The sequence below is a fragment of the Sphingobacterium sp. SGL-16 genome (assembly GCF_011043515.1).
GTDB lineage: Bacteria > Bacteroidota > Bacteroidia > Sphingobacteriales > Sphingobacteriaceae > Sphingobacterium > Sphingobacterium litopenaei.
In genome coordinates this window covers 36,563-49,261 of the sequence record NZ_JAAKGQ010000005.1, presented here as the reverse complement: position 1 = coordinate 49,261, position 12,699 = coordinate 36,563, and the positions used below count along the sequence as shown (strand labels likewise).

Sequence of the window (12,699 nt, the reverse complement as noted above, 5' to 3'; positions counted from 1 at the left end):
TAAAGGGATTAAGACAAAATGTTTTAATCCCTTACTTTTTTACCAAATGCCCAAGCGTAGCTTCAGCATATTCGTATCCCTTTCCTATTAAAAATTTCGAACGGTCAAAATCCCATATTCCAGAAATATTATGCGGTACATTGATGACATAATTTGGTTTATACAATTCAATACTCAATTGAGTTAATTTTCTTCGCATCGCTAAATAAGATTCTTGCAATAAGCTAATGGAATTCAATTTGTCGTAAGCAATTGGTGCTAACAAATCTCTATTTCCATCTAAGTTAACTGCTATAATGATATTCTCACGGTATTGTACATAATTAATTGGCAAAGGATTTAGTACGCCACCATCGACCAAAAATCTTCCATCCGTAGTAATTACAGACTTAAAAACACCAGGTATAGCTATCGAAGCACGAATTGCATTATATACACTTCCCGTTCTAAACACGACATCTTCTTCATTCGTCAAATCTGTGGCCACTGCTGCATAACGCATTTGCATATTTTCTATGGGCAAATCTTGAAACACTTCTTGCATGGTCGAAAGTACACGTTGGCCTTTCAAAAATCCATATCTGGGATCAGAAAAATCCATTAATCTAAAAACTTCCCTTTTGGTAAGTCGTGACATCCAATCGCCCAATTCCACATGACGACCTTCTGCAAATGCAGCTCCAACCAAAGAACCTATCGAACAGCCCACAACTTCATTTACTTCAAATCCATGTTCGGTAAGCCATTTAATAACACCTAATTGAGTAATTCCTCTTGCTCCCCCACTACCTAGAACTAACGAAACCTTTTTCTGCATATAATTTACAATTCAGTCAAAGACCTAAAATAAATTTTATTTCTCGTAATTACGATAAACAGAGATATAATTTCCGTTTGTCAGCCAAAAGTCGCTTTTTCTATAATCATTTTGTTAAATAAAATAACAGTGTTACTTTTGTTAACACTGTTAACAAGTTGCTTATTAAACAATAATAGCATGCTTACAAGAAGAGAAAAAGAAATACAGGAATTGAGGCAAATGATCATCGATCAATCTTGGAAAATCATCCAAGAGGAAGGTTGGCAATCGCTATCTATTCGCAAAATAGCAGATGCGATCAGTTATAGTGTTCCTGTAATTTACAAACATTTCGAAAACAAGGAAGCCATTGTAGAATACTTTTCGAAAGAAGGTTTTAGCAAATTGGCTGAAGAATTAAAGGTAGAAGAATTCGATACCATCGAAAAACTTCGAAAAATTGCTTTGGCTTATTGGAAATTCGCTTCTCAAAATACGCAATACTACCGTATCATGTTCGGATTGGGAATACCAGCCTGCGAAACTATCAATAGTTCGGAGGAGATGAAGACCAGTTCTTCTTTAATGTTGCAAGCTATAGATGATGTATTGACACAATACAGTAACCAACACGTTGATAGACACCTTAAACTAAAGACATTTTGGTCCATGCTTCACGGTTTTGTTGCCATAGATTTATTATCAAACAAAGAAATAGCAGAATTGCCTCCTCCAACAGTACTCGATGCTGTCGAAGGATTTATATACACATTACAAAAACAAAATTAAAATGAGCTTATTACAAGATTTACAATGGAGATACGCAACTAAGAAAATGACAGGTGAAAAAGTTGCGCAAGAGAAAGTGGATTATATTATCGAAGCAACTCGTCTTGCTCCTACTTCATCAGGTTTACAACCTTTTAAAGTAATTCAAATTACAGACGAGGACTTGAAAGCTAAAATTCAACCTATAGCTTTCGGTCAATCTCAAATTGTGGACGCGTCACACTTATTAGTTTTCGCAGCACATGAAAGTTATACAGAAGAATATTTAAATGAAGTTTTCTCATTTAGCGAACGCGAAAGAAATCTGCCAGAAGGATATTCAAACGATTATAAAAATATGTTGTGGAGCAAATTCGCACAACAAACGAAAGAAGAACACTTCAACCATACTGCAAGACAAGCTTACATCGGGTTCGGTTTAGCTATCGCTGCTGCTGCTGAATTAAAAGTAGATGCAACACCAATGGAAGGATTTATCAATGAGCAATTGGACGAATTGTTGGGTCTGGAAAAATTAGGGTTAAAATCCGTAACTATTTTGGCTTTAGGTTACCGTGATGAAGCTAACGACTGGAACTTGAACATGAAAAAAGTTCGTTTCAGCAAAGAAGATTTTGTAATTAATTACAACTAATTATAATTTTCTATTTATAGCTCCAGTGATATTCACTGGAGCTTTTTATTTTATTACCAAGTTTTTTCGCCTTTTTTCATTTTGTCCAGATTAGTTTGAAGCTCTTCTCTTCTATCTTCAGACGTTATTGAAACTGCTTTTTCTTGCCAGAGTATTGCATTTTTAGCATCTCCTAATTTATATAGCAAATTAGCATAAGTGTCAATAATATATTCTACTTCATTACGCTCTACAGCTATTTTACTCCAGGTCAAGGCTACTTTCAAAGCATCTTTATCGTCACATTCTTCAAACATTTTCCAAGCATATTCATTAAGCTCTTCTGCAGTAATATTTGGATCGCTTTTTACTTTTTTATCATATTCAGTTACGAAAGTTTTCCAATCCTTTTTTTTCAAGTAACTAGAAAATTTCATCGAAGCAAAAGATTTTGAAAAATTTACTTTATCATATTTTGTGCTTAATTGTTTTTCAATTTCATCATAATCGATAGATTCGCCGCTCGATATTTTTGGATGTAGTACCTTTTGAGAAATCATATGAGCCAAAAAATCATTTACATCAGCGCCAAATTGATTTTTAAAAAAATCCTTAAAGGAATCTTGATTATTATAGATTAAATCAAAAGCTTTCCCATCTATGTCCTCCTGTGCTAGTACAACAATTCCTCCAAGATTTTCCTTTTTTAGAAATTCTTCTTTAGATGATTTATCTAAAATTGTATTGAATGCCTTAGTTGCCAATGGGATATCATATATATCTGATGCTTTGGTAAAAATTTGCTGTGCTAATTCTAAATTTTGTGGATCTGCCTCGTATTTCTTTTTAGCAGTTATAAATTGCTTTTCGGGAATCAAAGCATCTTTAAAACGAGCGATAAATTTATCCGCTTGGCTACCTCCCACCACTTTATCGACCAATTCACCATTAGGATCGAATACTAAAAAAGTCGGATAAGCTCTTACTTCATAATCTTTGGCAAATCGTTTAGCCTCATCATACCAAGATTTTACATCTTCAGAATCCTCTTTAGTTTCATCAAATTGCAACTTGAGATTCACAAAGTTATCATTGAAAAATTCTCCTACCTCTTCTTGGACAAATACATTATCTGCCATCCATTTGCAGGGACCACACCACGTCGTGAAACAGTCGACAAATATGTGTTTATTTTCTGCTTTAGCCTTTTCTTTAAGTTTTTCCCAATTTGTATTGTGTTCAAACTGAATTCCTTTTTCCTGCGCCGTTGTCAATAGGGGTATTAAAAACAGCATGATGAATAGCTTTCTCATGATCAATGATTTATAAGTTAATTAGTAATTCTAAAATAACTTTTATTTTCGATTAAGTAAAGAAATTAAACTTATTTAACTTAAATCACGATTTGACTTTAAATATAAAGTTCGAATATAATTATACCAATAACTCCTAGTTTTATAAAAGAAACTTATTTAAATATATCCAAAACCTCCTCAAGGGTAACTTTCCCAAAATAAGCTTTAATATCAATAGAATTAAATAATTCCTTTAGACTGTCTTGTTCATGCTTTATGCCTATTAATTTACTTTCCAATTCTTCAATTGGATTTGAGGCAAAAAAATCGCCAAATATTTTAGCTTGTTCTATATGTCCTTTATGCACATCCAAATGCACCTCGATAAATCCTGCAGGAATTTTGTTAGCCTTTTTGAAATTGTAATCTGGTGAAAACCCAAAGTTCCACTCCCAAGTACTATATTTCTCCATTGCTAATTTTTCTATCGCAGCTATATCTTGTTCATCAAAAGAATATTCACTCACATCCGCGTTTGAAGCTTTGATTTCCTCAATAAAAAGTTGTTTAAAGGATTCGGTAGTGGTTCCTTTAGGAAGATAATCTATTAAATTTGTGACACGTGCACGATTTGATTTTACGGCTTTATCCACAAACTTTAATGGATTCACTTTTAACGCATCAGCCAAAACTGACATTTCTGAATTAATCAAAATCGTACCATTTTGGATCATCTTTTTAGATTTAATGGTCTTAGCATTGCCACTGAACTTTTTGCCATCGACCAATAAATCATTTCTGCCTTCCAACTTAGCAGGGACACCTAATTTATTGAGCAATTGAACTACAGGTTTGGTGAATGTTTCGAAATCACTGAAATCCTTATCACTGGCTTTGGTATGAAACGAAAAATTCAAATTTCCTAAATCATGATATACAGCTCCTCCTCCTGACAAACGACGAACAACTTTGATGTTATTATCATTAACATAATCCAAATTAATTTCTGCTAAAGTATTTTGAAATTTACCTATTATAATAGATGGGGCATTAATGTAGAAAAGTAATATATCTTCCTCTGGAAAACGGTTCAATAGATATTCTTCCGAAGCAATATTGAAAAAAGCATTATGCGAAGGTGAGTCAATGATAATCATAAGTGTCTTTTGTACAAAGGTAACAATAAGATTTAAGTTCGCTTCTTTCAATTATATTTAGTATCTTTGTAAAAAGCCGCACAACTCGCCTCCATTCTCACTTCAGAATTTCTTGACGACACGTTTGACTTTTCTCAACATCAATAATCATTAAATAATAATACATGGGTCAAAGCCAACAAACATTTAGAAAAAAAGAAATCGCCAAGAAAAAACTGCAAAAACGTAAAGAAAAAGAAGAAAAAAAAGCGCAACGTGAAGATTCTAACGATAAAGGTAAATCATTAGAGGAAATGTTCGCATATGTAGACGAGAACGGAAATATCTCCGACAAACCTCCTGTAAAAAAATACGAATTCAAAGAAGAGGATTTAATCCGTCCAGAAGTTGAAGATGTTTACTCATTCGGTAAAGTTTCTTTTTACAACGAAGCTGGTCAATACGGTTTTATCCGTGACAACGAAACGAGAGAAAACGTTTATTTTAACTTCAAAATCTTAGGTTTTGTCTTACACCAAGACCAAAAAGTAAAATTCAAGTCGCAATCAAGCAAACAAGGACTTCAAGTAACAGAAGTAATTGTATTATAAAATATAATTTTCTTAATGTACACATCCCTTATCAATAAAATGATAAGGGATGTTTTTATTTAAGTAGATTATGCAAAACATATAAAACAATAAAGGCGAATCTTAGAAAGATTCGCCTTTTGCAAGATAAGTATAATTAAAATTAGTTTACTCTTACATTAGTGGCATTGATACCTTTACGACCTTTTTCTAAGTCATAAGTAACTTGATCGCCTTGTTGAACTTGGTCAACTAATCCTGATACGTGTACAAAAACATCTTCGCCACCACCATCAGGTGTAATAAAACCAAATCCTTTAGTTTCATTAAAAAACTTTACAGTTCCGTTATTCATATTGTATTTATTTATTATGTCCACAAGGTAGGTATAATAAATGGATAATCAACTATTTATTTTTTTTATCTTACAAATAGTGTATTTAATCGGGCTACTATGAATTTTTAATTAAGCCATTGTAATAACTACCAAGAAATTTGTCAGAAACATATTTCACTCCCTTTCGATATTAGTTTATTATAACATACTACTAATATAAACAAAAAAAGCCTTCTTCAGAATCGAAGAAGGCTTTAGTATTTCTAAAAATGAACTACTTACAAAGCAGCAATAGCATTATTTAATGTTGCTGAAGGACGTAAAGCTTGAGTAGCTAACTCATCATTCGGGAAGTAGTAACCACCGATATTTTGAGCTGTACCTTGCGCAGCGATTAATTCTTCATTGATTTTAGCTTCGTTAGCTGATAATGTCTCAGCTAATGTAGCAAATTGAGCTGCTAATTCAGCATCTTTCGTTTGTTTAGCCAATTCTTGAGCCCAGTATAAAGTCAAGTAGAAGTGAGAACCACGGTTGTCAATTTGACCTACTTTACGTGCTGGAGATTTGTCATTAGCTAAGAATAAAGCATTTGCTTCATCCAAAGCATCAGCCAAAACTTGCGCTTTTGCGTTGTTTTGCGTTTGTGCTAAGTGTTCGAAAGAAGCTTGTAATGCTAAGAACTCACCTAATGAATCCCACCGTAAGTAACCTTCTTCTAAGAATTGTTCTACGTGTTTAGGAGCAGAACCACCAGCACCTGTCTCAAATAAACCACCACCGTTCATTAAAGGAACAATAGATAACATTTTCGCTGAAGTACCTACTTCCAAGATTGGGAATAAGTCAGTTAAGTAGTCACGCAATACGTTACCTGTTACAGAAATCGTATCTAAACCTTCACGGATACGATCTAAAGAGAATTTAGTAGCTTCGATTGGAGACATTACGAAAATATCTAAACCATTTGTATCGAAGTCACCTAAGTATTTCTCTACTTTTTTGATGATCTCTCTATCATGAGCACGGTTTTCGTCTAACCAGAATACCGCTGGTGTAGCTGATAAACGAGCACGATTTACAGCTAATTTAACCCAGTCTTGGATAGGCGCATCTTTAGTTTGACACATACGGAAGATGTCACCAGCTTCCACAGCTTGCTCCATCAACACATTTCCGTTAGCATCCACTACACGGATAGTTCCTTGAGCAGATGCTTGGAAAGTTTTGTCATGTGAACCGTATTCTTCTGCTTTTTGAGCCATCAAACCTACGTTTGGAACTGAACCCATAGTTGTAGGATCTAAAGCACCATTTTCTTTACAGTCTTCGATTACAGCTTCATATACACCTGCGTAAGAACGGTCAGGAATGATAGCAATTGTATCGCGCTCTGCTCCTGCTTTATCCCACATTTTACCGCCGATACGAATCATAGCTGGCATAGAAGCATCTACGATTACATCCGAAGGAACGTGTAAGTTTGTAATACCTTTGTCCGAATTAACCATCGCTAAATCAGGACCATTAGCAATAGCAGCATCGATAGCAGCTTTCACTTCAGCCTCTTGTGGAGTACCCGCAATTTTAGCGTAAACTTCACCTAAACCATTGTTTTTGTTGATACCTAATGAAGCGAACAATTCACCATATTTAGCGAATACATCTTTGAAGTACACTTCTACGATAGCTCCGAAAATAATAGGGTCAGAAACCTTCATCATCGTTGCTTTCAAGTGCGCTGATAATAATACACCAGCTTCTTTGGCTTCAACGATTGTAGCAGCAACAAACTCTTTCAATTTAGCTACATTCAATACCGATGAATCAATTACTTCGCCAGCTTTCAAAGGAGAAAGACTTTTTAATTCTTTTACAGAACCGTCAGCAGCTACGAATTCAATTTTGAATTGACCAGCTTCTTCGACTGTTACTGATTTTTCAGTAGCGTAAAAATCACAGTCAGTCATTGACGCTACTTTAGTTTTGCTGTCTGCAGCCCAAGCACCCATACGGTGAGGATTAGCTTTTGCATAATTTTTAACCGCTTTAGGGGCACGACGATCCGAATTACCTTCACGTAATACTGGGTTTACAGCAGAACCTAAAACTTTAGCATATGTAGCTTTGATTTTTTCTTCTTCTGGAGTAGCAGGTGCATCAGGGTAGTTAGGCACATTGTAACCTGCTTTTTGCAATTCAGCGATTGCTCCTTTTAATTGAGGAATAGAAGCTGAAATGTTTGGTAATTTGATGATGTTAGCATCAGGAGTAGTAGCCAATTGCCCTAACTCTGCCAATGCATCAGCAGTTTGTTGTTCTGCTGTTAAATATTCGTTGAAATTAGCCAGGATACGACCAGCCAATGAAATGTCTCTTAATTCTACATCGATATCCGCAGTTTTTGCGAACGCTTGTACAATAGGTAAAAAAGAGTAAGTTGCCAATAATGGCGCTTCATCTGTTTTAGTGTAAATGATTTTAGATGACATAGTTTTCTATTGAAAATATATTAATGTTTCTATTGTTTTATTAAAAAATCAACAACGGCTTCTTTCCGTTATCAAAATCCGCCTAAAGATAAGAAAATCAAAATTAAATATTGGCAATAGGTTTAATTATGACGGAATTGAGAAAAAGCTTGGCAAGGTTGGATTATAAATCTAAATACACTTTCTTTTCAAACTTAAATGGTTGGCCATCCTCTAGTTCTCCCGCGATGATAAAAGTCGTCCAGCCTTTGTTAAATTTGGCATAGTATAGGAATTTTTCGTCAAAACGAACTCCTTGTCCCCCATTATAGAAAAGGTACTTATATGACGATGAATCTAGGTTCATTATATTTGAATTTGCTAGAATTGTATCGTCTTTATATACAAAATCATTATCTATACTAACTGCTAATTTTTCTCTATTCATAGTATTGGTATAGAAAGGACTATGCATAGTACACGCCATTGCCATAGGAATAATTGAAAAATTAAAAGTGTACACTTGTTTAGTGTCAAATTCAAAGTAAACATCAAAAGGTCCTTTTAGGGTATCTTTAACTATACTGTACTTATCTATTTGATTTATAAATGATATCTTTCCTGTGGGTAAATATTCAAAAGTCATAGCATTTAGATGGCTTCCACAACACATAATATTTAATAGTGAGATACCTAAGGCAAAAGCAAGTATTTTACATTTCATATAGTATTGGTTAATTTAAAAATAAAACGAAAGTAAATTTTATTTCGCTACAATATAATTTTAAAAACTTTATTATTTTTTTAATTCATGTAAATATTCTGTCATCAATTCAGAATACTTCTTTATACAGCGATAGATGTTATAGGTTGTTTTAAATAATCTTATCTTTGTCTTTGAAATAACACTATTTAATAAGATGAGCAAAGTAAAAGTTGGATTAGTTCAGATGTCTTGTACCAAAGACAAACAAGAAAACCTTAATAAAGCTATTGAAAAAGTGAGAGAAGCTGCTGCTGGCGGCGCTCAGATTGTATGTTTACAAGAACTTTTCACTTCATTATATTTTTGTGATGTCGAAGATTATGACAACTTTGACCTTGCAGAGTCTATCCCAGGACCATCAACGGATGCATTATCCGCTGTGGCTAAAGAATTAGGCGTTGTCATTATCGCTTCTTTATTCGAAAAACGCACGGAAGGTCTTTACCACAATACAACAGCAGTTTTAGATGCTGACGGTGCTTACTTAGGTAAATACCGCAAAATGCACATCCCTGATGATCCTGCATTTTACGAAAAATTCTATTTCACGCCTGGTGATTTAGGTTACAAAGTATTCAAAACAAAATTCGGTAAAATCGGTGTATTGATTTGTTGGGATCAATGGTATCCAGAAGCATCTCGTATCACGGCGTTGATGGGTGCGGAAATCATGTTCTACCCTACTGCGATTGGTTGGGCGACAGACCAAGATGAAGAAACAAACCAAGATCAATACAATGCTTGGCAGACGATCCAACGCTCACACGCTGTTGCAAATGGTGTTCCTGTAGTATCCGTTAACCGTGTTGGTTTCGAACAAGATGGCGCCATGAAATTTTGGGGTGGTAGCTTTGTCGCAAATGCACAAGGTAAATTGTTGTATTTAGCATCTCACGACCAAGAAGAAGTTAAAGTAGTGGAATTAGATTTGAAACAATCAGATTATTTTCGCAAACACTGGCCTTTCTTGCGTGACCGTCGTATAGAGACTTACGCGCCTATTACTAAAAGATTTATTGACGAAGACTAATATTACTTCTTTAATATACTAGATTTTAAGAAGTAAAGCGATATTTTACATGAGTTTGAATTTAGAAAATACACCTAAACAATTAGGCTATTCTTTCCCAGCTGAATGGGCAGAGCAAGAAGCAATGTGGTTAAGTTGGCCGCACAAAGAAGCTTCTTGGCCAGGAAAGATTGAAACAATATATAAGCCATATTCTGAATTTATTAAAGCCGTAGCAGCTGACCAAAAAGTACGCATAAATGTGGCAGATGAGGCTATGAAGGATTTTGCTTTAGGTTATTTACAAGCTGTTGAAGCAAATCTAGAGAACGTAGAATTCTATTTCCACGAAACAAACGACGCTTGGTGTAGAGACCATGGTCCTGCTTTCGTCGTAAATAAAACGGAAAACAAAAAAGGTATCGTAGACTGGGGTTACAATGCATGGGGTGATAAATATCCTCCATACGATTTGGATGATGTAGTTCCCACTAAGATTGCTAAACACTTTGATTTACCTTTGTTCACTCCTCCTATTGTAATGGAAGGTGGTTCGGTAGAATTCAATGGTGCTGGTACAATCTTGACTACAACCGCTTGTTTGTTGAATGAAAACCGTAACCCTCACTTGACGAAAGAAGAAATCGAACAATATTTGAAAGAATATTACGGTCAAGAGCAAGTTTTATGGTTGGGTGATGGAATCGTTGGAGATGATACAGATGGTCACATCGATGATATTACACGTTTCGTAAATGAAGATACAGTCATTACAGTAGTAGAAGAAAATCCTGAAGACGAAAATTATCATTTGTTGCAAGAGAATTTAGAAGCCTTGAAACAAATGACTTTATTAGATGGACGTAAGTTGAATATTGTAGAATTACCAATGCCTGGTGCAGTAATTTATGATGACACACGCTTACCCGCTTCTTATGCTAACTTTTACATTGCAAACAAAGTAGTCGTTGTTCCAATCTTTAATGATAAGAATGATGAAAAAGCTTTAGAAATTATCCAATCTTGTTTCCCAGACCGCAAGGTTATCGGAATCAATTCTGTAGATATAATATGGGGATTGGGAAGTTTCCACTGTTTAAGTCAGCAAGAGCCTAAAATTTAATCGGCAATCTCAAAATATTGGAAAGGAGCAAATTGATTTGCTCCTTTTTTATTTTCATTCATACTACTGACAAACTGTTGTCACAAGCCATACCTACTTTTGATGTATCATTAAAACCTTAAAAAATGGAAAAGACAGTAATTATTTCAAAAGCAGATTTATTAGAACATTGGTTAGGACATCGTAATTTAACTCGGAAAACTATCGAAAAGTTTCCTGAAGAAGAATTATTCAAATTTTCGATTGGAGGCATGCGTACCTTCGCTGATTTGATTAAAGAAATGCTTTCACTAGCCGTACCTGGCTTAGATGGCATTGTCCACGACAAAATAGAGAAGTACAATCATGATTTACCTCTTCATACTAAAGCAGAACTACTTGCACAATGGGATAAAGATACGCCAGTTCTGATTGATTTATACAACCAAATTCCAGAAGAAAGATTCCATGATGATTTCAATTTATTTGGAGAATATAAATTTCCGATCGTACACAATCTCATGTATTTCATTGACAATGAAATTCATCATAGGGCTCAAGGTTTTGTGTATTTAAGAGCTTTAGGGATTGAGCCACCTTTCTTTTGGGATAGGTATTAGTTCTGTAGAAATTACGTTAAGACAATAGATTGCTTCGACAAAGTGTGTCGAAGCAATCTGACTTTTTATTATACCCAAAGACTTTTCTTAATTTATAGATTCCTCCTTCCGTCGGAATGACGATAATTTAATAACGTCATATCGACCGAAAAGAGATATCTAATTCAATTCTCAGTTTCTATTATCAATTATTTAAGGTTTTTCAAAGCACCTTCTAACACGCTTTTTACTTTTAGTTTCAGCTCTTCGGGTTCAAGAATTATGGATTCATCCGAAAACATCAGAAACCAACGCGCAAAGTGTTCTAGATTACTTGTCTGAAAATGCATTTCTACACTATCCCCTTTTTCTACTTCTCTTACAAATCCATAATACTGCCTTTCCCAATGTAGATATCTCGCCATTGACTTTTTAACTAATATTCTGACAGAAATTATAACTTCAGCCTTTTTCTGTTCTTCTAAATATTCATGTAATGGCTTCAACGACTGTGTATACCGTAAATCCGTAAGTCGAATATGTTCGATACGGTCAAGTCTAAACTGACGAACTTCTTTCCGCAAATGGCAATAAGCCAAAAAATACCAAAATTGTCCTTCTTGATAAACACCTACCACTTCAATGTTCCTCTCTTGCAAATTGCTCTCCACAGATTTATAGGTAAGATGAATCTGTTTTTTCTTTACCATACTTTCAAACAGCATAGCCAAAGCTGCAGGCACATTTTCATTCAGAAAATTCTTTTGCTTGTTGATAAGGACTTTTGATTCTAGGTCCGCAACATTTTCTTTATCACTAAAACGCAAAACACTTTTCATCTTCACTAGTGCATTCGAAAAATGCGTTCCCATCTCTTTATCCAGATAATGCTGCATGAGTTTCTCTGCTACTCCAAAACTCAGTGCTTCTTGTTCGGTAAAATTCATCGGCTGAATTTTGTACGTATTCATCAAAGAATAACCATAACCTGCCTCTCCACTTATCGGAATACCAGCCTGCTCCAGGGATTTGATATCACGGTAAATCGTACGTAAACTCACTTCATATTTATCCGCTAAATCCTGTGCTTTGACCAATGGTTTAGATTGCAAATAAAAATAAATACCGAGAAGCCTATCGAATCTTTTGGTAATGTCCATCTTGGTTAAGTCTATAAAAAGTAAAAGCCCCAA

At 34.7% G+C, this 12,699-nt stretch carries 13 protein-coding genes; 6 read left to right on the top strand and 7 right to left on the bottom strand.

Annotation, left to right across the window (positions count from 1 at the left end; all coding sequences use genetic code 11):
• Window positions 1–31 precede the first annotated feature (31 nt).
• Window positions 32–817 (bottom strand): patatin-like phospholipase family protein, encoded by a 786-nt coding sequence (locus G5B32_RS03250; protein ID WP_165290126.1) that lies wholly within the window; start codon window positions 815–817, stop codon window positions 32–34.
• Between the two features lie 180 nt (window positions 818–997).
• On the opposite strand from G5B32_RS03250, the gene G5B32_RS03245 reads away from it, so the two are divergent.
• Both G5B32_RS03245 and G5B32_RS03240 read left to right on the top strand, forming a co-directional pair.
• Window positions 998–1,588: a TetR/AcrR family transcriptional regulator gene (locus tag G5B32_RS03245; RefSeq protein WP_165290125.1), complete on the top strand. Its 591-nt coding sequence runs from the start codon at window positions 998–1,000 to the stop codon at window positions 1,586–1,588.
• 1 nt (window position 1,589) lies between these two features.
• On the top strand, window positions 1,590–2,222 hold the full coding sequence (locus G5B32_RS03240; RefSeq protein ID WP_165290124.1) for a nitroreductase family protein: 633 nt from the start codon (window positions 1,590–1,592) through the stop codon (window positions 2,220–2,222).
• A gap of 53 nt (window positions 2,223–2,275) precedes the next feature.
• Here G5B32_RS03240 and G5B32_RS03235 read toward each other — a convergent pair whose 3' ends face one another.
• Entirely contained in the window at window positions 2,276–3,496 is a 1,221-nt protein-coding gene (locus G5B32_RS03235; RefSeq protein WP_240898984.1) for a thioredoxin family protein, read from the bottom strand.
• Window positions 3,497–3,669: 173 nt separating this feature from the next.
• Complete coding sequence (locus G5B32_RS03230) at window positions 3,670–4,653, bottom strand: lipoate--protein ligase (protein ID WP_165290122.1); 984 nt, start codon at window positions 4,651–4,653, stop codon at window positions 3,670–3,672.
• A gap of 164 nt (window positions 4,654–4,817) precedes the next feature.
• Between G5B32_RS03230 and G5B32_RS03225 the strand changes: the two genes are divergently transcribed.
• On the top strand, window positions 4,818–5,243 hold the full coding sequence (locus G5B32_RS03225) for a cold-shock protein (protein ID WP_165290121.1): 426 nt from the start codon (window positions 4,818–4,820) through the stop codon (window positions 5,241–5,243).
• A 142-nt stretch (window positions 5,244–5,385) separates the two neighbouring features.
• Here the strand turns inward: G5B32_RS03225 and G5B32_RS03220 are convergent, their stop codons facing one another.
• The 3 genes from G5B32_RS03220 to G5B32_RS03210 all read right to left on the bottom strand — a co-directional run bounded on the left by G5B32_RS03220 (window position 5,386) and on the right by G5B32_RS03210 (window position 8,754).
• Complete coding sequence (locus G5B32_RS03220; protein WP_159638923.1) at window positions 5,386–5,577, bottom strand: cold-shock protein; 192 nt, start codon at window positions 5,575–5,577, stop codon at window positions 5,386–5,388.
• Between the two features lie 260 nt (window positions 5,578–5,837).
• Entirely contained in the window at window positions 5,838–8,051 is a 2,214-nt protein-coding gene (locus tag G5B32_RS03215) for an NADP-dependent isocitrate dehydrogenase (RefSeq protein WP_165290120.1), read from the bottom strand.
• A 163-nt stretch (window positions 8,052–8,214) separates the two neighbouring features.
• A complete protein-coding gene (locus G5B32_RS03210; protein ID WP_165290119.1) occupies window positions 8,215–8,754 on the bottom strand; it encodes a hypothetical protein in 540 nt (179 codons plus the stop codon).
• Between the two features lie 196 nt (window positions 8,755–8,950).
• Here G5B32_RS03210 and G5B32_RS03205 point away from each other — a divergent pair, with 196 nt between their 5' ends.
• The 3 genes from G5B32_RS03205 to G5B32_RS03195 all read left to right on the top strand — a co-directional run bounded on the left by G5B32_RS03205 (window position 8,951) and on the right by G5B32_RS03195 (window position 11,527).
• Window positions 8,951–9,826 (top strand): carbon-nitrogen hydrolase, encoded by an 876-nt coding sequence (locus G5B32_RS03205; RefSeq protein ID WP_165290118.1) that lies wholly within the window; start codon window positions 8,951–8,953, stop codon window positions 9,824–9,826.
• Between the two features lie 49 nt (window positions 9,827–9,875).
• Window positions 9,876–10,928: an agmatine/peptidylarginine deiminase gene (locus G5B32_RS03200; protein WP_165290117.1), complete on the top strand. Its 1,053-nt coding sequence runs from the start codon at window positions 9,876–9,878 to the stop codon at window positions 10,926–10,928.
• A gap of 125 nt (window positions 10,929–11,053) precedes the next feature.
• The gene (locus G5B32_RS03195) at window positions 11,054–11,527 is read left to right on the top strand and encodes a DinB family protein (RefSeq protein WP_165290116.1); all 474 of its coding nucleotides are present in this window, start codon (window positions 11,054–11,056) and stop codon (window positions 11,525–11,527) included.
• A gap of 188 nt (window positions 11,528–11,715) precedes the next feature.
• On the opposite strand, the gene G5B32_RS03190 is transcribed toward G5B32_RS03195, so the two are convergent.
• On the bottom strand, window positions 11,716–12,666 hold the full coding sequence (locus G5B32_RS03190; protein WP_165290115.1) for a helix-turn-helix transcriptional regulator: 951 nt from the start codon (window positions 12,664–12,666) through the stop codon (window positions 11,716–11,718).
• Window positions 12,667–12,699 lie beyond the last annotated feature (33 nt).

Bases quoted from the DNA above. Each gene is read 5' to 3' on its own strand.
- G5B32_RS03250 (WP_165290126.1), bottom strand. From the start codon at position 817: ATGCAGAAAAAGGTTTCGTTAGTTCTAGGTAGTGGGGGAGCAAGAGGA.
- G5B32_RS03245 (WP_165290125.1), top strand. From the start codon at position 998: ATGCTTACAAGAAGAGAAAAAGAAATACAGGAATTGAGGCAAATGATC.
- G5B32_RS03240 (WP_165290124.1), top strand. From the start codon at position 1,590: ATGAGCTTATTACAAGATTTACAATGGAGATACGCAACTAAGAAAATG.
- G5B32_RS03235 (WP_240898984.1), bottom strand. From the start codon at position 3,496: ATGCTGTTTTTAATACCCCTATTGACAACGGCGCAGGAAAAAGGAATT.
- G5B32_RS03230 (WP_165290122.1), bottom strand. From the start codon at position 4,653: ATGATTATCATTGACTCACCTTCGCATAATGCTTTTTTCAATATTGCT.
- G5B32_RS03225 (WP_165290121.1), top strand. From the start codon at position 4,818: ATGGGTCAAAGCCAACAAACATTTAGAAAAAAAGAAATCGCCAAGAAA.
- G5B32_RS03220 (WP_159638923.1), bottom strand. From the start codon at position 5,577: ATGAATAACGGAACTGTAAAGTTTTTTAATGAAACTAAAGGATTTGGT.
- G5B32_RS03215 (WP_165290120.1), bottom strand. From the start codon at position 8,051: ATGTCATCTAAAATCATTTACACTAAAACAGATGAAGCGCCATTATTG.
- G5B32_RS03210 (WP_165290119.1), bottom strand. From the start codon at position 8,754: ATGAAATGTAAAATACTTGCTTTTGCCTTAGGTATCTCACTATTAAAT.
- G5B32_RS03205 (WP_165290118.1), top strand. From the start codon at position 8,951: ATGAGCAAAGTAAAAGTTGGATTAGTTCAGATGTCTTGTACCAAAGAC.
- G5B32_RS03200 (WP_165290117.1), top strand. From the start codon at position 9,876: ATGAGTTTGAATTTAGAAAATACACCTAAACAATTAGGCTATTCTTTC.
- G5B32_RS03195 (WP_165290116.1), top strand. From the start codon at position 11,054: ATGGAAAAGACAGTAATTATTTCAAAAGCAGATTTATTAGAACATTGG.
- G5B32_RS03190 (WP_165290115.1), bottom strand. From the start codon at position 12,666: ATGGACATTACCAAAAGATTCGATAGGCTTCTCGGTATTTATTTTTAT.